We start from the raw sequence: 21,356 nt of genomic DNA, 5'->3' as shown, positions 1-21,356 counted from the left end.
TTAATCTACCGACGGCTTTTTCTTAACCAATGCCGATTTTACCTGAACACCCTTAATACCGCCCAGTTTTCCGGTCATAGCCCCAATTTCGTCAGTTGTACCGTCAATGATCAGGGAAATAACAGATAGATTACGCTCCCGGTAAGGTACTCCCATTCTCCCGACTATTATTTCGGAAAACTCGCTAAGAATGCCGTTAATCTTCCGGGCGGCATTCTCGCGGTCTTCCACCACTATTCCGATAACCCCGATGCGTTCTTCCAAAACCATCACCATCCTCTTGTGATTTATAAAAATAAAGCCCTTTTCCCGCAACAATGCGAAAAAAGGGCTGCTAAGCTAAAACTGATGTACTTTCTCCTTGAGAGCAGGGACTTCCCTTTTTCGCAGAGTTGAATTTGTGACCCTTGGGCACGGAAAACCCCATACCCTCAGGTAAAATCTAGCTTGCTATGCTTATTTTATCACTACTCAGCTTGAGAATCAATGCCTCCTTCAATCAAAAAACCGATGACAGCCGGTTCTCCATTATTTAGCAATACTTCGTTTGCGTGAGTCGGGTGTCCCGGTCAAACCCTTGTAAAGCGGTAGTTTGCCGGCAAAAACAACTGACCCGATAATACAGGATATTCCACAGATCAGCACTGTCTCAGGGGTTCCTATAATATGTGCCAGGCTACCGGCCAGCAGGCTCCCGATGGGAGCCATCCCCATGAAAGCCATTGTATAAAAACTCATTACCCTGCCACGTTTTTCGTCATCAACTATGATTTGCAGCAAAGTGTTGCAAGAAGCCATTTGAGTGATCATACCGAAACCGGTAACCAGCATTAAAAACATGGACAGCCAAAAAGATTTGGATAGCGAAAAAAGTATCAAGCCGGCACCAAAAATACTAACAGCGATCGTTATGTTCCTGCCTAAACCATGAAGCTCCTTTCGCGAAGCCAGGTAAACAGCTCCGATTAAAGCGCCTGTTCCGGACGCGCCCATCAAAAATCCAAGGGTGTGCGGCCCACCATTCAATATTTCTTTTGCAAAAATAGGCATTAACACCGTGTACGGCATACCAACCAAACTGATCAGACCGATAATAAAAATAATGTACCTGATGGGCTTATAACCAAAGGCATAGACGAAACCTTCCTTCAGTTCATTAAATATAAGCTCTTTGCCGTTGACTTTTTCTTTTTGTTCGATTTTCATCGCTAACAAAGCGATAATCACGGCTATATAGCTGAGTCCGTTAAGCAGAAAACATATTCCCTCACTTACAGTGGCAAGCAATATCCCCGCTATCGACGGGCCAATCAGCCGGGCGCCGTTAAACATTGAGGAGTTCAGGGCGATAGCGTTTCCTAAATCCTCTTTCTTATCGACGATATCTACGACAAATGACTGTCTTGTGGGCATGTCAAAAGAATTGACCAGGCCAAGGAAAAAACTAAGAGGAATAATGTGCCATACCGTCACGTTTCCCGTCAGTACCAGAATGGCTAAAATAAAAGCCTGAATCATTGAGAGAGTTTGTGTCACTAATAGTATCCGCCTGCGGTTCAACCGGTCCGCCAGCACACCGGCAAAAGGGGTCAGAAAAAAGGTCGGGATTTGTCCGGCAAATCCAACGATACCTAGCAATAGCGCGGAATTGGTCAGGTCGTATACCAGCCAGCTCATGGCGATGTTCTGAATCCAGGTACCCACTAGTGAAATTCCCTGCCCGCCGAAAAAAAGGCGGTAATTTCTATAGCGGAAAGAACGAAACGTGTGTTTAATACCGCCGGTTTTGTTATCATTCTTAGATTCAGTTGAATTCATTTAGATATTTTATCCCCCTCTTGCTTTTCCTAAAACTCAAGATCAAATTTATGAGTTAACTAGTGAGAGTGTAAACTTTACTAACAGGTCATACTTAATTATCCGCGCAAATGACTTCCACCAGGGCGGGTTTTCCCAATTCTAACGCGGCTCTAATTGTGTTTTGGATATCCGCCGGATCATCAATACGATAGCCTTCGGCGCCGCATGACTTCGCGAACTGGACGAAATCCGGCACTGTTAATTCGTATCCGGAAGGAATCAATCCTTCGGCAAGCATTTTATTCTTTTCTATGCTGTAAATATGATTTTTAACAATTATAACGCAAATGTCCAGACTGTAACGCACACAAGTCAGAAGCTCACTCATGGAAGCAATAAAGCCGCCATCCCCGACCATGGCTATCACCGGTTTTTTCGGGCAGGCGAATTTCGCTCCGATAGCGGCGGGCAGGCCGCAGCCGATACTGCGCCACCTGCCGGAAAGCAAAATCTCTTGTTGTTCCCCCTGAAAACCCAGATTGAACCAATGGGTAAATTCACCGATGTCGAGCGCAATAATTGCCTCGCCAGGCATTATATTATTAAGATCCAGCATTAGTCTTAAAGGGCTGATTGGCTTGGTATTGTTTGCTGATTCCGCCGCTAACTCCTGTCTTCTATTTTGTACCAACCTCTTAATTTCCTCCAACCAATCCCGGTTAAAGCTATGACCATCCAGTCTTTGAAGCAAATTCTCCAAAATTAAACCGGTATTCCCGCTAATACTCTCAACGGTATTTTGGTAAATATTTTCGAAGCGGTCATTTATTTGGATAACACTTGTGCCTTGTGGAATGAATTCCCGCTCATAAGAAGCGGCTCCAATTATGATTATACAATCCGCCTCGTGAAGAACTGGGGGAAGGTAGGCTTTCCCTATTCCTCCTAAATTCAACTCATGTTGGCCGGCAATTTTGCCTTTGGCTTCCCGGGCGACTATTAACCCCGCGCCTAACAGATCGACAAGTTTAAACACTTGCTCCTTAACTATCTTTGCCATGCGTCCTGCGATAATAAGCGGTTTTTGAGAACACTGGACAACCTGTAAAATGTTATCCAGGCTGCCTGAAACAAACGGCGCGGAATTTATTTCCACGAAGCTGGCAGACATAGTTTCAATAGAAACCGCTTTGGCAAATACATCTTTGGGAATTGATGTATGGGCGACTGAATTATTTAATTTCGCGGTTCGCACTGCTGCGACAAGCATACTTAACACTGACCCTGGCTCAACGGCAATGTTGGTTTGCTCTACAAAGCTACTAAACAAAGCTTGCTGATCAAAGTACTGTTTTACCCCGGCGCCGATTTCTTTTGATTCTACTTGACCGGTAATGGCTAAAACAGGACTTCCATCCATGAAGGCATCCGCCAAGCCGTTTAACAGGCTTACCGCTCCCGGCCCCGCGCTGGCGGCGCATACAGACAGCTTACCGGTTAATCTGGCTTCATAAGAGGACATGAAAGCGGCATGAACTTCCCCGGTGACAGCGATAAATTTAATTTTATCCTGGCGGGATATCGCGTCCAGCAAAGGAAATATCGCATCACCGAGCACACCGTAGATTCTTTCCACGCCCCATTCAGCCAGTTGGGCTAAGATCAGATCAGCAACGTTGCCATTAATGCGCATCCTGACAGTCCCTTCGTTTCAAATTGTTAGGGACATTCCTCCCATAATTGGGGACATTCCTCATTCGTTGGGGACATTCCTCCGACCCCAAATTCAGGCTCAAAAGAGAGGTGTGTCCCCTTTCCTTTATAATATTTTCACAGTTTCAATGAAAAATTCAGGATATAAAAGAGAAACCGGGGAAAAATAAAAAAAAGTCAGGAGGGGGAAAAATGGAACAGCTAACTCAGATGGAATTGCTGCAGCTTGAGGAATTATTGAGAGCGGAAGAACTGGCGGTGAAAAAGAGCGAGTTTTTCGCGGATAACTGCCATGACGCGGATTTAAAGAAAATATTTCAAGAAAGCGGCGGAGTCCACCGGGGGCACATGGACGGGCTTCTGAGGCAACTACGCAGCTTAAACGGCAAAGCGACGGGGGCTCACTAATATGATGTCACAACCAAGAAAAGGAGATGATTTGCTGGTGAATCTTGACGACAGGGACATGATCACAGATGTTTTGTTCATGCAGAAGCAGCTTATTGACACTTACATGACAACTGAGCGTGAGTCCGCGAACAGTCATTTAAGGGAAGCATTGCATGATTTTCATCAGGAGGAAGAAAACCTGCATGCAAAAATATTTCACAGCATGCACCAGCGGGGCTGGTATAAGACCCCGGTAGCCGGTCAGCAGGCTATTGAAAACGCTATAATCAGCTGGGAGCAAAAACTGGTGAGACAACCGGAGCTAAGAGCGTAACATATCATTCCCAAAGGGCAGGTGATCTTTTTTGTTTGCATGGCTAACACGTAAAATTACCAACGCGGTTTCGGACAGCATGATGAGCCGGATGCTTCAGGACCCGTATACGGAAAATATGTATTCCATGTTTCCGATTGCAAATAAAATAGGTTTCAGAAACATTGTTGAGGCAAGCATGAGAGCAGAGTCTGGGAAACCCATTGAGCGCCCTTTGGGAAGCCCGGTGGTGCTGTCTCCGTGGGAAAAGCTTTTGTTTAATCCTGTCCACCTGTTTAAAATGCCGACTCAAGACGGTGTGGGAATTCATACGGGTGTGACTATCGGTCCCAAAGCCAAAAAGCCGTTGCATTTAGAAATTCCAATTATCATCAGCGGCATGTCCTACGGCGGCGCGTTAAGTTTAAAAGCGAAGGTGGCATTGGCCAGGGGGGCGTCAATGGCTGGAACAGCCACAAATTCCGGTGAAGCTCCATTGGTTGAAGAAGAAAGAAAAGAAGCCCGTTATTTCATTGGGCAATACAATCGCGGCGGCTGGATGAATACCCCGGAACAACTGGCCCAACTTGACGCTATTGAGATTCAACTCGGGCAGGGGGCGCAGGCCGCCGCGCCGATGCGCACGGAATCCACTCAGATCGGCAAAGAACTTCGCATGGCTCAAAATCTAAAGCCAGGAGAAGACGCCGTAATCCATTCACGGCTGAAAGATGTAAACAGCCCACAAGACTTTATCAAACTGGTGGGCAACCTGCGCAAGGATTACGGTGTACCCGTGGGGCTTAAATTCGCGGCGACACATCACCTGGAAAAAGAGCTGGACATTGCGGTTGAAGCCGGTGTGGATTATATCGTTATAGACGGTTCGGAGGCAGGGACCCACGGCGGGCCGACAATCCTGCAGGATGACGTGGGATTACCCACTTTACACGCCTTGTCCAGAGCTATAAAACATCTCGATAAATTAGGCGCCAGAGATTATACCAGCGTGATCGCCGCCGGCGGGCTGGTCAATCCCGGGCATTTCTTAAAAGCCATGGCGCTTGGCGCAAACGCGGTATATATCGGTTCGATAGCGCTGATTGCCATGCTGCAAACTCAGATGAACAAAGCCCTGCCCTTTGAACCTGCCCCGCAAGTGCCCCTGTACCTGGGAAAGTTCAAAGAAGATTTAAACGTCGAAAAAGCCGCGGAACATCTGGCAAAATTCTTGAAGTCCTGCGTAGAGGAAATGAAATCGGCGGCTTACGCACTGGGCAAGACCGATCTGGCTCAATTCACCCGGGATGATATGGTCTGCGTAGATAAGGATTTAGCCTGGTTTTTAGATCTTGATTTTGCCGGCTTTTCTCACGAAGAACAACAACTTGCCCGGGAAATCTACCACACTATGCCTGACTGGCTGGCAGACAGAGATGAGGAGCTAGAGTCCCCCGCTGTTAGAAATATTCACTAGAAAACTTGCAGAGGAAAAGGGACACACCTCCCTAACGGGCTTATATTTAGGGTCGGAGGAATGTCCCCGATTATATGGGCCGAACATGAGAAGCGTTTTATACCCAAAGGTCGCCAACGCTGAATTTATTTATCTTTTTCACTTTATCTTTCAGCTATGGCCGTGTAGTTACGTCTTTTGGAAACGCTTTTGTATGCCGGCCTGATGATTTTGCCGTCGTTCACAATTTCTTCAATGCGGTGCGCGCTCCAACCGGCTATCCTGGAAATGGCGAATATCGGTGTGAACATCTCAGGGGGAATGTCCAGCATGCGGTAAACAAAGCCTGAGTAAAAATCAACATTCGCGCTTACGCCTTTATACATTTTACGGTATTTCGCGATAACTTCAGGCGCCAGTTTCTCAACTTTCAAATAAAGATTATATTCATCTTCCAAACCCTTCTCCATCGCGAGCCGGGCAACATGTTTTTTAAAAATAACAGTCCTTGGGTCAGACACTGAGTAAACAGCATGTCCGATACCATAAATCAGGCCTGAACGGTCAAAAGCTTCCTTATTAATTAATTTAGCAAGATAGCTTTCAATTTCTTCATCATCATGCAAATCCTTTACTGTTTGCTTCATGTCCTCAAACATTTGAATAACCTTGATGTTGGCTCCTCCGTGTCTCGGCCCTTTAAGCGATCCGAGCGCCGCGGCTATTACAGAGTATGTGTCCGACCCGGACGATGTAACGACATGTGTCACAAAGGATGAATTGTTGCCCCCACCATGCTCGGCATGCAGCACCAGGGCAAGATCGAGCAGTGCCGCTTCAAGCTTTGTGAATTTGCTGTCCGGTCTTAACATGTGCAGAATATTTTCGGCTGTGCTGAAATCCGGTTGCGGGCTGTGTATATACAAGCTGTTGTTTCCGTGATAATGAGAGTAGGCCTGATAACCATAAACCGCGAGCGCCGGGAAACAAGCAATCAGTCTGATGCATTGCTTTAAAACGTTTTTGATGGAAGTGTCGTCGGCGTTATCGTCAAAACTATATAAAGCCAGCACACTTCTTGCCAGCAAGTTCATCATATCCTTGCTCGGCGCTTTCAAAATCATGTCGCGGACAAAATCCTCGGGTAGTTTTCTATACTCGGATAAAAGCCGCTCAAAATCCATTAATGTTCCTTTATCGGGGAGATCTCCAAATAGCAGCAAAAAACAAGTTTCTTCAAAACCATAGCGTCCGTCTTTAAAGAAACCATTTACGATATTAAATATATCAATACCCCTGTATATTAATCTGCCCGCGACAGGAATAGTTTCATTTTCGTCAATAATATAGGCATGGACCTCGCCGATCTCGGTCAAACCAACAAGCACACCCTTGCCGTTTAAATCCCGGAGTCCGCGTTTTACGTTATATTTGCTGAATAACTCAGGTTCGATCAAGTTGTTGCTTTCAGCCATTTCACACAATCTATCAATTATTTTTCCCTCGATCTTTTCCAAGTTGTCATTATTCATAAAACAATACCTCCTTGGGAAAATTTCGTTTATAATTATAAATTAATAATAGGAAAACAACTAACCAGTTAAATTTAACAACATAAGAAACTGTTAAACATGACTCAAAGTTATCCAACTATTACAATAATGGCACTTAAATTAATATTATTACAGATTATTCTTATTTTTTACATAAACAGTATATCAAATATTAGTTTTGGTGTAAAGAAAGCACTAAGGCAAAAAATATAACCATCTTTCCTAATATTGCCCATTTTCAACATATCTGTTTATCTAACAACGTATTTCGTCATAATTCCCTATTATCTTCATAAGTCGCACATAAAGTATACATATTGTAGTTTTGCTGTAGTTTGTTAATCTTTCCCCACATTTGAATTTATCATAAAACGTTTTTCAGCCTTATTGCTTCTTTCTCCGGGATGTGATTAACCATTAACTTCAGCTCCGCTAATTGCCCCCAGGAAAGTGCGATATCTTTCCTCGCGATATATTCCTTGATCTTTGCCATGGAAAACTCGATATTATCGATTTCCTGGTGGTCCAGAACAGTAGGCCACCATTTCGCTTTATTTTCCCAACTTTTTTCCAGTTCAGCAGTTTGCTCGTAAGCTTCATTCCATTGATTACTCTCAAGCCTTTGTTCTATTTGTTCAATATTGCTCATTAATTCTCCCGAAGAGACTTGCAACCGGTGATTTGTCCAGAATCCCAAGGCAACTATTGCCGCAAATATGATTAATAGAGCCGACAAAAGTCTCAATTTTAAAACTCCTTCAGAGAAATTTTTACATCGCTTTTGATTTTACCTGATAAAACAACTTTCCTTCAGTGTCGAGACTGGCAAAAAGCACTTCCTTAAGGTTGTTCACGCCAAAATTTTTTAGCTCTGATTTTAGCCAGTCCGCGTCAAGGTTTATTTTGGCCAGATTTTTATGGAATACATAGCCGTCAATAATAAGTGTAACCGGCATACCTTCATAAGCCGTCGGCAAATTCATATCCGCCGGAACAACGGGCCTTTTCTGTGATTTGGGAATAACGTTTAATTTGCCGCTTGTTTCCAAAATGGCAAACTCCACATCGGCGATATTAGGCGTGTCCTTGGATCTGAGCTGCTCCAGCAAATCATTGATGTTGTAACGGAGCCGGTACAGTTCTTGCTCAACAATTTTTCCGTTTTCAATCAGTACACTGGGAGTGCCGCAAATTATCCCCCTGGCACGCTCGCTCTTCAAAGCGACATATGACAGGGCAACCTGAGCCACGATCAGAGTAAAAATCGGGAACAGGCCGCTGGCAAGCGGCACACCGGTATTCTCCATCGGAATCGCCGCCAGGGCTGAAAGCATAATTACAATCACAAGTTCGTATGGCTGGAGTTGGCCTATCTGCCTCTTGCCCATTAATCTCAAGCCGATCACTACTACGGTAAATAAAATTAGGGTGCGTATAATCCCAATCAGCATGTTATCCTTCCCGTACTTATTAATTTCTACATATTATTTCTCAGCGAAATTAATTATATTTTGCCTGTTTGTACCAATATGTCTTATAATGTTTTATGGGCACAAATTTATCACGGATTGTATTGGAGCGGCGCTTGTCAACAGGCTCACATTAACGTATCTTAACGCCGGGAGGTCTAAGTATGATTAGATACAAGCTGGCTGTCGACACCGGAGGCACTTTTACGGATTTTTGCCTGATGGGGGAAAACGGCGAGCTGCATATCGCCAAAGAGCCTTCAATTCCCGAAGATCCTTCCCGGGCCGTGCTGGCGGGGATAAAAAATATTACACAAAAAACTGGGGTTGACCCCGGCCAAATCGACTTCATCCTGCACGGCACAACAGTGGCCACCAACGCCATCCTGGAGCGAAAAGGAGCGCGCCTGGCGCTCATCACCACCAGGGGTTTCAAAGACATCATCTATATCGGGCGGCAAAACCGCCCCCATCTGTACAACTTCTGGGCTGTAAAGCCGCCGCCCCTGCTGCCCCGCCATCTGGTCCTGGAAGTAAACGAGCGGGTATTAGCCGACGGTTCTGTTCACCTTGCCCTCGAGGAAAAAGAAATCCAGTCGGTAATCTTGCAGGTTAAGGAAGCCGGCGTGGAATCAGTAGCGATTTGCCTGCTGCATTCATATATCAACCCGGTCCACGAAGCCATGCTCAAAAATGCCATAAAAGAGCATTTGCCGCACCTATCCGTCACAATTTCCGCTGAAATATTGCCTGAATTCAGAGAATACGAGAGAACCAGCACCACGGTGATCAACGCGCTGGTCAAGCCCTTGATGGACAAGCATATCAGCCGGTTGGAAAAAGATTTAACCACCACCGGTGTCAAAAGTGAATTATTCATTATGCAGTCCAGCGGGGGTGTAATCACCGCTCCCCAGGCGCGGGAGCAGAGCGCCCGCATCGCTCTCAGCGGGCCGGCGGGCGGCGTGCTGGCCGGTGTTCACCTGGCCGGCCTGACCGGTAACAAAAACCTGATCACGGCCGACATGGGCGGCACCAGCATGGATATTTGCCTGATTAATAACGGCAAATCGCGTTTTACCACGGAAGGCGCCATCGGCGGTTACCCGCTGCGGCTGCCCATGCTGGATATTCACACCATCGGCGCCGGCGGGGGCAGCGTTGCCTGGGTTGATCCCGGCGGCGCGTTAAGGGTGGGTCCGCAAAGCGCCGGTTCGGTTCCCGGACCTGCCTGTTACGGCCTGGGCGGTGAAGAGCCTACGGTAACAGACGCCAATTTGATTTTGGGCAGGTTGGACCCGGCTGATCTGGCCGGTGTGAAAATATTAAAACCGGAGCTAGCCGCCCGGGCTGTCAGTGAAAAAATCGGCGCCCCTCTCGGGCTGACATTAGAGCAAGCCGCGGAGGGAATCATCAGGGTGGTTAACGCCAACATGGTCCGGGCCATGCGGTTGGTATCGGTACAAAAAGGATACGACCCCAGGGATTTCACCCTGGCGCCGTTCGGCGGCGCGTGTCCCCTACATGCTGTGGAACTGGCGCGGGAACTGGGCATCCCCCGCATCATGGTGCCTCCCCACCCGGGCGTTGCCTCCGCGTGGGGAATGCTCTCCGCCGACGTGCGCCACGATTACTCTCTGACCCGCATTGTTGATTTGACCCCTGCCGTCTGCGCGGAGATCAACGGCGAATTTGCCCGGCTTACCGGACAAGGGCGCGAGGATCTGGCCCGGGAAGGATTCGCGGAACCGGAAATGAGCTTCAACAGGTTTCTGGACATCCGCTACCAGGGACAATCTTATGAATTAACTCTTTCCATCCCGGGCAATTCACTGATAGAAGCGGATATCCAAATCATCATCAGGCGTTTTCACCGCCTGCACCAGCAAAACTACGGCTACTGCCGGGAAAACGCTCCGGCGGAAATCGTCACTTTGCGTCTCACCGCCACCGGCGCCCTGCCGAAAATATCACCCCGGCTGCATACCGGGGCCAAAGAAGCAAATATTTCGGGGACAAGACAGGTCTACCTGTCCGGAGAATACCGCCAGGTGCCGGTACACGCCAGGCGGCAGATCGGCCCCGGCTGGCATACCGAGGGGCCCGCTATCATTACCCAGGCTGACGCCACCACTTTGATCTGGCCCGGGGACCGGGTTTACTGCGACCGCTGGGGCAACATTATTATTGAAACGAAGGTGCGGTAATTATGAGGACTGATCCTGTCACCCTGGAGGTGCTTCGCAACGCCCTGCAGTCAGTGGCGGAAGAAATGGGCGCCACTCTTACCCGTACGGCCCTCTCTCCCAACATCAAGGACCGCCGGGACTGCTCCACGGCGATATACACCCCGGCGGGGGATCTGGTCGCCCAGGCCGAGCATATCCCTTTACACCTGGGCCTGATGCCCACTGTGGTAAAAAAAGTGCTGGAAATTTTCCCGCCGGAAAATCTAGCCCCGGGCGACGCCGTGATGATCAACGATCCTTATGTCAGCGGCTCGCACCTGCCGGACGTGTGCGTGATCTCCCCCGTTTTTGCCGGGAACCGCCTGCTGGCCATCGTCGCCAACCTGGCCCACCATGTGGATATAGGGGGATCAGTTCCCGGCAGCATGTCCACTTCGGCCACAGAAATTTTCCAGGAAGGCGTCAGGATACCTCCCGTTAAAATATGCGGCAGGGGACAGATTAACGTTGACTTATTAAGGGTGCTGGCTCACAATGTCAGAACCGCCGATGAGTTTTACGGTGATGTCCAGGCCCAGCTTTCCGCCAACCAGGTGGGATGCAGGAGGATGCAAGAACTGGAACAAAAAACAGGATCGGAAACCTTGAAGGATTGCATGAATGAAATCATTAATTACACTGAGCGGAGGCTCCGTACGGCTTTAAGCGGTATTCCCGACGGCAGTTATCAATTCACTGATTACCTGGAAGGGGACGGCATCAGCGGCGACCTGATCAAAATCACCGCCTGCGTGCAAATCGACGGCGGGAGCGTCAAGGTTGACTTTACCGGCACCAGCCCGCAGGTAAAAGGCCCCGTCAATGCCACCAGGGGCGTTACCCTGGCCTGTGTCTTTTTTGCCGTCAAAGCCGTGGCCGATCCCGAGCTGCCTTCCAGCGAAGGCATAGCCAGGGTAGTGGAGATTATCACCCCGGCCGGCACCCTGGTCAACCCCTGTTTCCCGGCGCCTGTCGCCCACGCGAACATCAACACCGCCCAAAGGATCACCGACGTGGTGCTGGGCGCCCTGGCGCAGGCGGTTCCCCACAGGGTGACCGCCGCCGGCACAGGCAGCATGAGCAACTTTACCATCGGCGGCAGGGATGCCCGGCGGCGGTACTATTCATACGTGGAAACCTACGGCGGCGGCCAGGGGGCTAAATTTAACCAGGACGGAATGGACGGGGTGCATGTCAACATGACCAACACCATGAACACTCCGGTAGAAGTTATCGAAATGAACTACCCCTTGCGGGTGGACAGGTACGCTTTGATTACGGACACGGGAGGACCGGGCGAGTTCAGGGGCGGCACCGGCCTGGCGCGCGAGATCACCGTTTTGGAAGATGCCACCGTTTCTTTAAGCACCGAAAGAAATATCGTTAAGCCTTGGGGTATGCAAGGCGGGTTGCCCGGCCAGTCTTCCCGGTGCTTTATCAAAATACCTGGCGGAAAACGCGAGGAAATTCCGGGCAAAGTCACCCGGGAGGTGCCCGGTGGAACAACCATTATCCTGGAAACAGCCGGGGGCGGCGGCTTCGGGAAACCTTCCGGCAGAAACCCCGCGGCAGTGAGACAGGATGTTAAAAATGGCTTGGTATCGTCAACAGCGGCGCTGGAGGACTATGGCTTCAATTAGGGACGAATCAATTATTATTGTAGAACAAATACCTTTGGGCATATAACGCGGCTCATGTTCGGCCCTTTAATTGTTCGAGTTCTATCACCCTCGGGTTCGGTCAAACTCGGCGCTTTGCGCCTCAAACAGTTTCCTCTCTTAACCTCGGGCTCACTCGCTCTTTGAATTACGCCTCAAAATCGCCGCTTATTTATACCCAAAGGTCACTTATCAACAATTCTTGAAAAGCATAACTTCCTGTTGTATTAAAAGGGCTGGTCTAAATTCTGCTTAGACACAGCCCCTTCATGTTGGTCACTACCTAAAATACTTTATAACTGATTAAACTGCCCGCGCGGAGTGTATTTAGTGTGCAGCAATTCATGAGACTTATGCCCCAGCGGCTTCTCCAAAAATTCTTTGTACAACTGCTGAATCGCGGGGTTCTCGTGGGACTTCCGCAAGGTCATCGCCTCGTCGGCGGTGTATATGCCGTCAATCCGCTGTTGCCTGATTTCATAGTTAGTCGGGATTGGCTGGCCGCCGCCGCCGATGCAGCCGCCCGGGCAGCACATGATCTCGATGAAGTGGTAATTGGCTTCGCCGGCCTGCAGGGCGTCCAGCAGCTTCCTGGCGTTGCCCAGCCCGTGCGCCACGGCTACTTTTACGTCCAGGTCGCCAACTTTGACGGAGGCTTCCTTGACTCCTACCAAACCGCGCACGTCGACAAAATCTACCGACGCCAGGGTTTCCCCGGTAACTATTTCATAGACTGTGCGAAGCGCGGCTTCCATCACGCCGCCGGTCGCGCCGAAGATTACCGCCGCGCCGGTCGAGATGCCCAGCGGGTCATCATAATTTTCTTCGGGCAGTTCGTTGAAATTTATGCCCGCCTGCTTGAACATGCGGCATAGTTCCCTGGTGGTCAGCACTACATCCACGTCCTGATAGCCGCTTGAGTTCATTTCGGGACGCTGCGCCTCGAACTTCTTGGCGGTGCAGGGCATGATCGACACTGAAAAGACGTCGGCCGGGTCCACGCCCGCTTTTTCGGCGTAGAAGGTTTTAGCCAGGGCGCCGAACATCTGCTGCGGCGATTTGCAGGTGGACACATGCGGCAGCAGTGCCGGGTAGAAGTGCTCGATGAACTTAACCCAGCCTGGACTGCAAGAAGTGATTAACGGCAGAACTCCGCCGGTACCGATCCTTTCGATCAACTCGCTGCCCTCTTCCATGATGGTCAGGTCGGCGGTGAAGTCGGTGTCGAATACTTTATCAAAACCGAGCTTCCTGATTGCGGCAACCATTTGTCCGGTAGCGACGCTGCCCGGCTTCATGCCGAACATTTCACCGATGGCGACACGCACCGCCGGGGCGGTCTGGACCACGACATGCTTTTTGGGATCGGCCAGGGCGGCCCAGACTTGTTCTGTCTGATCCCGCTCGCATAGAGCCCCCGTCGGGCAAACCAGCACACACTGGCCGCAGTTGACACAATTGGATTCGGCTAAAACCATGTCCACGCCCGGCGCGATAACGGTGTCGAAACCGCGCCCCTGCGGGCCGATTGCGCATACGGTCTGCACCTTTTCACATACTGAGACGCAGCGACGGCACAGGATGCACTTTTCGGGGTCGCGCACCAGGGACACGCTGGAGTCGTCCACCACGTGCTCGGGGTTGGCGCCTTGATAATGAACTTCCCGGATTCCGAACGCTTCCGCCAGGGACTGCAACTCGCAATTCTGGTTGCGTACACAGGTCGGACATTGGAACGGGTGGTTGGACAGAATCAGTTCCAGCGTCATCCGGCGTGAATTGCGCACCGCCGCGGTATTGGTCAGCACAACCATATTCTCGGTCGCCGGGGTCACACAAGCCGCCTGCAGCGTGCGGGCGCCTTTGACTTCAACCACACAGATCCGGCAGGCCCCGATAACGTTAATGTCTTTTAAATAGCATAAGGTAGGAATATTTATATTAACTTTTTTGGCAGCCTCGAGAACAGTGGTACCCTGTTCCACCTGCACTTCTTTTCCGTCAATTGTTAAAGTAACCATTGGCATCTATCTCACCCCTCCTTCTGCCAGCGCACATACTGAAGCCGGACAATGCTTATCCCTGACATGCGCTTCAAACTCAGGCCTAAAGTAGCGCAACATGCTCAGCACGGGGTTGGGAGCGGCTTGTCCCAAACCGCATAACGCCGTGTTTTTAATATAGTCGCACAGTTTTTCAAGCGCTTCGATATCTTCCTCTTTCCCTTCGCCGCGGGTAATCCGCTCGAGTATTTCCAACATCCTCTTGGTCCCGATGCGGCAGGGAGCGCACTTGCCGCAAGATTCCTCGTGGCAAAATTGGACAAAGAATTTGACCAGGTCGACCACACAGGTATCTTCATCTAATACAGTCAGGCTGCCGGAGCCAATTTGTGTTCCTAATTCGTCCAGCGATTCATAATCCATACTGACATTAATGTGCTCGGCCGGAATAAAGCCGCCTGTGGGGCCACCCGTTTGCACTGCTTTTAATTTTTTGTTATTAACTATTCCGCCGCCAATGTCAAAAATGATCTCTTTCAAAGGTATGCCCATCGGAACTTCGATCAGGCCGGTGTTGTTTATTTTCCCGGTCAGGGCAAATACTTTTGTGCCTTTGCTCTTTTCTGTTCCCATGGAAGCATACCACTGGCCGCCTTTTAAGATAATCGGCGGGATACTGGAGAATGTTTCCACGTTATTAATTAATGTCGGTTTACCCCATAGCCCTTCATTGGCCGGGAAAGGAGGCCGCGGCCTGGGTTCGCCGCGGCGGCCTTCTATGGAAGCCAGCAGGGCGGTTTCTTCCCCGCAGACAAAGGCGCCGGCGCCAACCCGGATATTTACGTTAAAATTAAAACCTGAGCCTAAAATATTCTCTCCCAATAACCCGTACTCACTTGCCTGATTAATGGCATGCCGCAGTTTCTCCACCGCCAGGGGGTACTCCGCCCGGACGTAGATATAGCCTTGATCAGCTCCGAGCGCATAGCCGGCGATGGCCATCGCCTCAATGACGGAGTGCGGGTCACCTTCCAAGATTGACCTGTCCATAAAAACACCCGGGACTCCTTCGTCTCCGTTGCATACCACATATTTTTGCGTTCCCCGGGCTTTGGCGGTAAATTCCCACTTTAATCCGGTTGGGAAACCGGCGCCTCCCCGGCCGCGCAGGCCGGATTTTTTTATCTCGAGGATTACTTCCTCCGGCGACATGCTTGACAAAACCTTGGCCAACGCGAAATAGCCTTCACCGGCGATATATTCCTCAATATCTTTGGGATTAATAAGTCCTGCGTTACGCATGGCAATCTTGGTCTGTTTGGACAAGAAATGGAGATCTTTCATCAAAGGAACAGGTTTTCTGGTGTTGGGATCCTGGTATAGCAACTGCTTCACGATCCGCCCTTTAAGCAGGTGCTCGTTCACAATGACTGCCGCGTCTTCAGCCTTAACCCGGCAATACATTACTCCTTCGGGATATACTACGACAAGCGGGCCCAGTTCACAAAAACCCATGCAGCCGGTTTCTACAACTTTAATTTCTTCTTCGAGTTGATGCCTTTTGATTCCTTCTAAAATAGCTTCTTTAACGGCGTGGCATCCTGATGTAACACATGTCGACCCCGCGCAAACCAAAACATGTGCCCGGTAATAATGCATATTCAAATCCTCCCCTCGCTACTTCAATTAGGCTTGCTGCGCCAGCGCGCATTCCTCAACAACCTTGTCGTGAATAACATGCTCTATTACGATCCGCCGGGCTTTTTCCTTGTCTAAATGACCGTAAATAACCTGGGACTTATCAGGCCTGATAACTGCGAGCATGGGCTCATGCTCGCACAACCCGGCGCAGCCTGCCTGGGTGATAATTACATTAGAAATATTTCTTTTTTCTATTTCATCAATAATTGCCATCATCACTTCCCGCGCCCCGGCGGCTATCCCGCAGGTTCCCATGTTTACCACAATTGTTGTTTTATTACCAATCTGCCGCTCTTTGATTTTATTCAGCGCGGCTTCTTTTAACTTTATCAGTTCATCAACTGACTTAATCTGTTTCATCATCGATCACCCCGGTATAATTTTTAGCTTTGAGCTCATTAATGATTTCCGGGACAAGATCAGGCGCCATCCTGGCGCGTGGCTCTGAGTTGACGGTAATATTCGGAGCAACGGCGCAAGCGCCCAAACACCTGATTAAATTAAGGGAAAACATATTGTCGCCGGTATTATCATGCGGTTTAATCCCCAACTCTTTTTCAAACCGCTCCAATACTCGCGGCGCTCCCCGCAAATAACAGGCGGTGCCGTTACAAAGGGAAATCTCATACTTGCCTTTTGGCTTTGATGAAAATAGATGGTAAAACGTAATAACTCCATTAATAGTGCTTAAGGGCACATTCATTTTATCAGCAATTATTAGCTGCACATCTTTTGGCACATAGCCGTATTTGTCCTGTACCCAATATAATACCTCGATTAAATCGTCCTTCTTTCCTTCATGACTGGCAATCATTCTTTCCAGTTCAGTTTCCAGATCACACCGGCACTCGGTGACTGCCGCTTCCATTTGTTTTCCTCCTTGCCCTTTATTGTTAATCATATTGAGGATAACCAGCCCAAATTAATTGAATATTCAAACATTTCACCATGCGAAAACCCTAAATAGTTACCTTTTTACCATGTAACCTGCGAAATACCTTCGAGTACGGGGGTAAAACCCTCTAACATCATCTTCCCTCCTTAGTTGATTTTGATATACACCCTTAAAGATTACGGTAGTCTCCATGGGTGTAGATCAAGAAAAAATCCGGCATGGCGGCGAGGTTTCCCGACCGGCTTAAAGTGGGAGTTCACCGCCAAAGCCAACGCCACACAAAATTATTGTGTAACATAAAGATGATGCAATTTATGTGCCAGCGTAAAACCTATCGTGGCATCAGTAGCGTTGCACAGATAAATCATCTAAATATCAACCGTTAAATTCGACTAAAATCGGCCATTTACGATAAATAACATAAGAAATAAGTGGCGCCTTCCGGGGAACCATGTTTGCCACAATCATTAAGCGCTATCTCCGATGCAAATCGTGTCAATATAACTGGCACCTGTCCACATAATTGACAACTGTCCGTACAATTGACACCTGTCCATATAATTGACACCAGCACCATGTGTCAAGGGATGCGAGCAAAGGCATTCCCGTGGAGTATATAATTACCTCAGTAGAGGATACCATTGAAGAAGCACTCGCCACAAAGGAATTGATTGTAAAAATGCTGGATTGCTTAGCTCTACTCGATGACCGTGATAGGTACCAACCCTTGCTATTGACGAAATTGATATTTATATTTGTGTGTAAAAGACTATCAGTATTGCGATATTCAGAAAATCTTAAGATTTTAATAAGTAAAAAGCTATAAAATGGATTTTTGCTTCACTGTAAAATAATTATGGGGATATATACTTAAAAGAAAGAAGATGACGCTTTTGGTTGCAAATATTTTAATAGTTGATGATGAACAAGCTATTGCCGATTTGGTTGAAGTTTATTTGAAAAATGAGAATTATAATGTCTTTAAATTTTATAACGGCAAGGATGCCCTTAACTGTATTGAAAATGAAAAACTAGACCTCGCCATTTTGGATGTCATGCTTCCCGATGAAGACGGTTTTTCAATCTGTCAGCAAATCCGGGAAAAGCATAATTTTCCGGTTATCATGCTGACAGCTAAAGAAGAAGAAATCGATAAGATTACCGGGCTGACATTAGGTGCGGACGACTATATCACCAAGCCGTTCCGCCCTTTGGAACTTATTGCCCGTGTAAAGGCGCAGCTCCGGAGATTTACCAAATATAATTCCTCAGAGCCAAAACAGGAAGAACACTTGATTGCCTTTTCTGGCTTGGTATTGGACATGGATACCCATGAATGTACCTTGAATGAAAAAAGGCTATCTCTCACTCCTACAGAATTTTCCATTCTTTGGGTCCTTTGTTCCAATCGCGGACGAGTGGTCAGCTCGGAAGAATTGTTCCATGAGGTATGGGGAGACAAGTATTTCACCAATAGCAATAATACGGTAATGGTTCATATCAGGCATTTAAGGGAAAAAATGCACGACAGCGCGGAGCATCCTAAATATATCAAAACGGTATGGGGGGTTGGCTATAAAATTGAAAAGTAAGAGAGATAAAAGAAGGAATGATTATACAAAATTAAAAAGCAAAGTATTTTTTCAAATGCTTCTGATTACAGTTGCCGCCGCTGTAACTGTTTATCTATTGCGCTATATCCTGCGTGGACAGATCGGAGATCGTATCGTTCGATTTTTAGTCAACGCTTTTCATTTTAAAAATTCGGACGCACTGGAAATCTATCAGTTGGTGATTCGCAACAATATGGACACGATCCTTTTTGTTGTAATCCTAATATTTTTAGTTATCCTTTTTCGATTTTCTGTTTCTTGGTTCAAAAAATATTTTGATGAAATCAGCGCTGGAATGGATAAACTTGCTGAGGAATCCGATGCAGAAATTACATTATCGCCAGAATTGGATTTTATGGAAAATAAGCTAAATCAGATAAAAAACAACTTGGAAAAACAAAAGAAAGCCGCGCTTGATGCCGAGCAACGCAAAAATGATTTGGTAGTTTACTTGGCTCATGATATAAAGACACCTCTGACCTCCGTTATAGGATATTTAAGTCTTCTGGATGAAGCTCCTGACATGCCTCCTGAACAGAAGGCAAAATATGTCGGTATTACCTTGGAAAAAGCTTATCGGTTAGAGCAGCTTATAAATGAGTTTTTTGAGATCACAAGATTTAATCTTCAAACTATTGTTTTGAATAAAGAAAAAATAAATTTACTTTTCATGCTCCAGCAGTTAGCCGATGAATTCTATCCAATGCTGACTCCGCAGGGAAAGCAGGTGTCCGTCAATGTGTCTGACGGACTCACTCTGTGGGGAGATGCAGACAAATTGGCTCGTGTGTTCAATAACATTCTGAAAAATGCGATAGCCTATAGCTATGAAAACAGCGTCATTGACATTTCTGCTAAACAGCAGGACAAAAATATTGTTATAACTTTTACTAATCAGGGAAATCCAATCCCGCGGGCAAGGCTTGAAACTATTTTTGAAAAATTTTACCGATTAGATTCTGCACGTTCCACAAACACCGGTGGAGCAGGGCTGGGTTTGGCAATCGCACAAGAAATTGTCACGGCTCACGATGGAACAATCTCTGTGGAAAGCAACCCGGAAAATACTTCATTTACAGTAAAGCTTCCGTTATAAGAAAATCTTAAGAAGTTCATAAGATGAAATTCCAACATAGCTCTTTGTTCTGTGGTTAAATGATACCGCACAGAATAAGGAGCTGTTTTATTATGGTACGAAAAGCAAAAAAGAAAAAGTCAAAAACGCGGATATTACTGTCATTCCTGCTGATGGTTGTCATAGCTGTCTTTGCATGTAAATACATCATTACCCCTGTCGCCCAGCATTTATTTGAGAAATACGTTGACGATAGAACAACACCGGTTCCTCCGTCAAAGATAGAACCCGATCCCTCTGTTCCTATATCTCCCGATAAGCTGAAGAGTCCTAATGCGATTCTGGTCCGGTTAAAAGATCATACCATCCTGATGCAAAAAAACAGCGAAGAAAAAATCTACCCTGCTTCTTTGACTAAAATGATGACAGCCATTGTGGCGATAGAAAATTTATCTAATCTGAAGGGAGAAATCAAACTTACCAATTCTACGTTTCAGGGGCTGTACAAAGCAGATGCATCAATGGCAGGTTTCCAACCGGATGAGCAGGTCAGGGCAATCGATCTGTTATACGGAGTAATGCTGCCGAGCGGTGCGGAGTGCTGTATTGGGCTTGCTGATCAGATTGCGGGATCAGAGCAGAATTTTGTAAAAATAATGAATCGAAAGGCGGCTGATCTTGGTATGAAAAACACTCATTTTGAAAATGCCACCGGGCTTCACAATGAAAACCACTACACAACAGTCAAAGATCTGGCTATTCTTCTAAGCTATGCTTTGCAAAATGATACTTTCCGGGAGATTTTTACTTCATCCCGTCATTCCACACCACCTACTAATAAGCACCCTCGCGGGATAACCTTTTACAATACCATGTTTGAAGAACTCAACAATCAAAACATCACTGGTGGGGAAATTTTAGGAGGGAAAACTGGGTATACCGATGAGGCCGGTCTATGTCTAGCGAGTCTCGCCAAAGTGGGTAAACAGGAATATATTCTGATTACAGCCGGTGCCAAGGGAAATCACAAATCCGAACAATACAATGTTACTGATGCATTGGCTGTATACAACAGCATAAGAAAATAATAAGTTCTTCATAAGAATTTATTAAGATTAAAAAACAGATTAAATAATTTAGGTTGGCCCATAGAAAAGGCCCTTACCACCCCGGTTAAAAAGCAAAAATAATCCCTCAATAATATTGCAAAGTGATACTATATAAGATACTATAATAACAGGAGGTGTGAGGAATGGCGGGAGTGGAAAAGATAATCGAAAAAATGAAACGGCAACCGAACGGGATTCGTCCCGAAGAAGCCGAAAAAGTTTTAAAAGCCTATGGATACGAATATAAAAGGCAGAAGGGTTCACACCGGCACTACTTGCACCAAAGCGGAGATTTGATAACCGTAAAGATTGAAACGCCGTTGAAAGCGGTCTATGTCAAAGACATTCTGAACCGAATAGGTGAGTAAAATCACCTATTC

General features: G+C 47.3%; 19 protein-coding genes. 9 read left to right on the top strand and 10 right to left on the bottom strand.

Annotation, left to right across the window (positions count from 1 at the left end; all coding sequences use genetic code 11):
* From L7E55_RS08870 to L7E55_RS08860, 3 genes are all read right to left on the bottom strand, one after another.
* The gene (locus tag L7E55_RS08870) at positions 1–264 is read right to left on the bottom strand and encodes a TM1266 family iron-only hydrogenase system putative regulator (protein ID WP_277443829.1); all 264 of its coding nucleotides are present in this window, start codon (positions 262–264) and stop codon (positions 1–3) included.
* A gap of 264 nt (positions 265–528) precedes the next feature.
* Positions 529–1,818, bottom strand: coding sequence for an MFS transporter (locus tag L7E55_RS08865; protein ID WP_277443788.1), 1,290 nt, complete (start codon positions 1,816–1,818; stop codon positions 529–531).
* Between the two features lie 94 nt (positions 1,819–1,912).
* Positions 1,913–3,493 carry a thiamine pyrophosphate-binding protein gene (locus L7E55_RS08860; RefSeq protein ID WP_277443787.1) on the bottom strand — a complete coding sequence of 527 codons (1,581 nt, stop codon included), beginning with the start codon at positions 3,491–3,493 and terminating at the stop codon, positions 1,913–1,915.
* Between the two features lie 212 nt (positions 3,494–3,705).
* Here L7E55_RS08860 and L7E55_RS08855 point away from each other — a divergent pair, with 212 nt between their 5' ends.
* Genes L7E55_RS08855 through L7E55_RS08845 form a run of 3 tightly spaced genes read left to right on the top strand, consistent with a single transcriptional unit; the run spans position 3,706 to position 5,693 of the window.
* Entirely contained in the window at positions 3,706–3,921 is a 216-nt protein-coding gene (locus tag L7E55_RS08855) for a hypothetical protein (protein WP_277443786.1), read from the top strand.
* Position 3,922: 1 nt separating this feature from the next.
* A complete protein-coding gene (locus tag L7E55_RS08850; protein WP_277443785.1) occupies positions 3,923–4,237 on the top strand; it encodes a spore coat protein in 315 nt (104 codons plus the stop codon).
* 31 nt (positions 4,238–4,268) lie between these two features.
* Complete coding sequence (locus L7E55_RS08845; RefSeq protein WP_277443784.1) at positions 4,269–5,693, top strand: FMN-binding glutamate synthase family protein; 1,425 nt, start codon at positions 4,269–4,271, stop codon at positions 5,691–5,693.
* Positions 5,694–5,836: 143 nt separating this feature from the next.
* Here L7E55_RS08845 and L7E55_RS08840 read toward each other — a convergent pair whose 3' ends face one another.
* The 3 genes from L7E55_RS08840 to L7E55_RS08830 form a co-directional block, all read right to left on the bottom strand.
* Positions 5,837–7,204, bottom strand: coding sequence for a citrate/2-methylcitrate synthase (locus L7E55_RS08840; protein WP_277443783.1), 1,368 nt, complete (start codon positions 7,202–7,204; stop codon positions 5,837–5,839).
* Between the two features lie 385 nt (positions 7,205–7,589).
* The gene (locus L7E55_RS08835; RefSeq protein ID WP_277443782.1) at positions 7,590–7,970 is read right to left on the bottom strand and encodes a DUF4363 family protein; all 381 of its coding nucleotides are present in this window, start codon (positions 7,968–7,970) and stop codon (positions 7,590–7,592) included.
* 25 nt (positions 7,971–7,995) lie between these two features.
* Positions 7,996–8,676 carry a YetF domain-containing protein gene (locus tag L7E55_RS08830; protein ID WP_277443781.1) on the bottom strand — a complete coding sequence of 227 codons (681 nt, stop codon included), beginning with the start codon at positions 8,674–8,676 and terminating at the stop codon, positions 7,996–7,998.
* Positions 8,677–8,858: 182 nt separating this feature from the next.
* On the opposite strand from L7E55_RS08830, the gene L7E55_RS08825 reads away from it, so the two are divergent.
* Together L7E55_RS08825 and L7E55_RS08820 are read left to right on the top strand one after the other, a co-directional pair.
* Positions 8,859–10,901 carry a hydantoinase/oxoprolinase family protein gene (locus L7E55_RS08825; RefSeq protein ID WP_277443780.1) on the top strand — a complete coding sequence of 681 codons (2,043 nt, stop codon included), beginning with the start codon at positions 8,859–8,861 and terminating at the stop codon, positions 10,899–10,901.
* A gap of 2 nt (positions 10,902–10,903) precedes the next feature.
* Entirely contained in the window at positions 10,904–12,562 is a 1,659-nt protein-coding gene (locus tag L7E55_RS08820; RefSeq protein WP_277443779.1) for a hydantoinase B/oxoprolinase family protein, read from the top strand.
* Positions 12,563–12,873: 311 nt separating this feature from the next.
* On the opposite strand, the gene L7E55_RS08815 is transcribed toward L7E55_RS08820, so the two are convergent.
* The 4 genes from L7E55_RS08815 to L7E55_RS08800 are packed head-to-tail and all read right to left on the bottom strand — an operon-like array spanning position 12,874 to position 17,152.
* Positions 12,874–14,607 carry an NADH-dependent [FeFe] hydrogenase, group A6 gene (locus L7E55_RS08815; RefSeq protein WP_277443778.1) on the bottom strand — a complete coding sequence of 578 codons (1,734 nt, stop codon included), beginning with the start codon at positions 14,605–14,607 and terminating at the stop codon, positions 12,874–12,876.
* Positions 14,608–16,242, bottom strand: a complete 1,635-nt coding sequence (gene nuoF, locus L7E55_RS08810; protein ID WP_277443777.1) for an NADH-quinone oxidoreductase subunit NuoF — start codon at positions 16,240–16,242, stop codon at positions 14,608–14,610.
* 27 nt (positions 16,243–16,269) lie between these two features.
* Positions 16,270–16,647 (bottom strand): (2Fe-2S) ferredoxin domain-containing protein, encoded by a 378-nt coding sequence (locus L7E55_RS08805; RefSeq protein ID WP_277443776.1) that lies wholly within the window; start codon positions 16,645–16,647, stop codon positions 16,270–16,272.
* A complete protein-coding gene (locus L7E55_RS08800) occupies positions 16,631–17,152 on the bottom strand; it encodes an NADH-quinone oxidoreductase subunit NuoE family protein (protein ID WP_277443775.1) in 522 nt (173 codons plus the stop codon). The genes L7E55_RS08805 and L7E55_RS08800 overlap by 17 nt, the downstream gene beginning before the upstream one ends.
* A 911-nt stretch (positions 17,153–18,063) precedes the next feature.
* Here L7E55_RS08800 and vanR point away from each other — a divergent pair.
* From vanR to L7E55_RS08780, 4 genes are all read left to right on the top strand, one after another.
* Positions 18,064–18,771: a VanR-ABDEGLN family response regulator transcription factor gene (vanR, locus tag L7E55_RS08795; RefSeq protein WP_420852030.1), complete on the top strand. Its 708-nt coding sequence runs from the start codon at positions 18,064–18,066 to the stop codon at positions 18,769–18,771.
* On the top strand, positions 18,749–19,888 hold the full coding sequence (gene vanS / locus L7E55_RS08790; RefSeq protein WP_420852029.1) for a vancomycin resistance histidine kinase VanS: 1,140 nt from the start codon (positions 18,749–18,751) through the stop codon (positions 19,886–19,888). Before vanR ends, vanS begins: the two co-directional genes overlap by 23 nt.
* Before the next feature lie 92 nt (positions 19,889–19,980).
* Entirely contained in the window at positions 19,981–20,955 is a 975-nt protein-coding gene (locus tag L7E55_RS08785) for a D-alanyl-D-alanine carboxypeptidase family protein (RefSeq protein WP_277443772.1), read from the top strand.
* Positions 20,956–21,119: 164 nt separating this feature from the next.
* A complete protein-coding gene (locus L7E55_RS08780) occupies positions 21,120–21,344 on the top strand; it encodes a type II toxin-antitoxin system HicA family toxin (RefSeq protein WP_277443771.1) in 225 nt (74 codons plus the stop codon).
* The last annotated feature ends 12 nt before the right edge of the window (positions 21,345–21,356 follow it).

Origin of the sequence: Pelotomaculum isophthalicicum JI, from assembly GCF_029478095.1 — a bacterium.
In the GTDB taxonomy this organism is placed as follows: domain Bacteria; phylum Bacillota; class Desulfotomaculia; order Desulfotomaculales; family Pelotomaculaceae; genus Pelotomaculum_D; species Pelotomaculum_D isophthalicicum.
The sequence above is the reverse complement of the archived record's forward strand: the minus strand, read 5'-3'. Positions and strand labels throughout refer to the sequence as shown.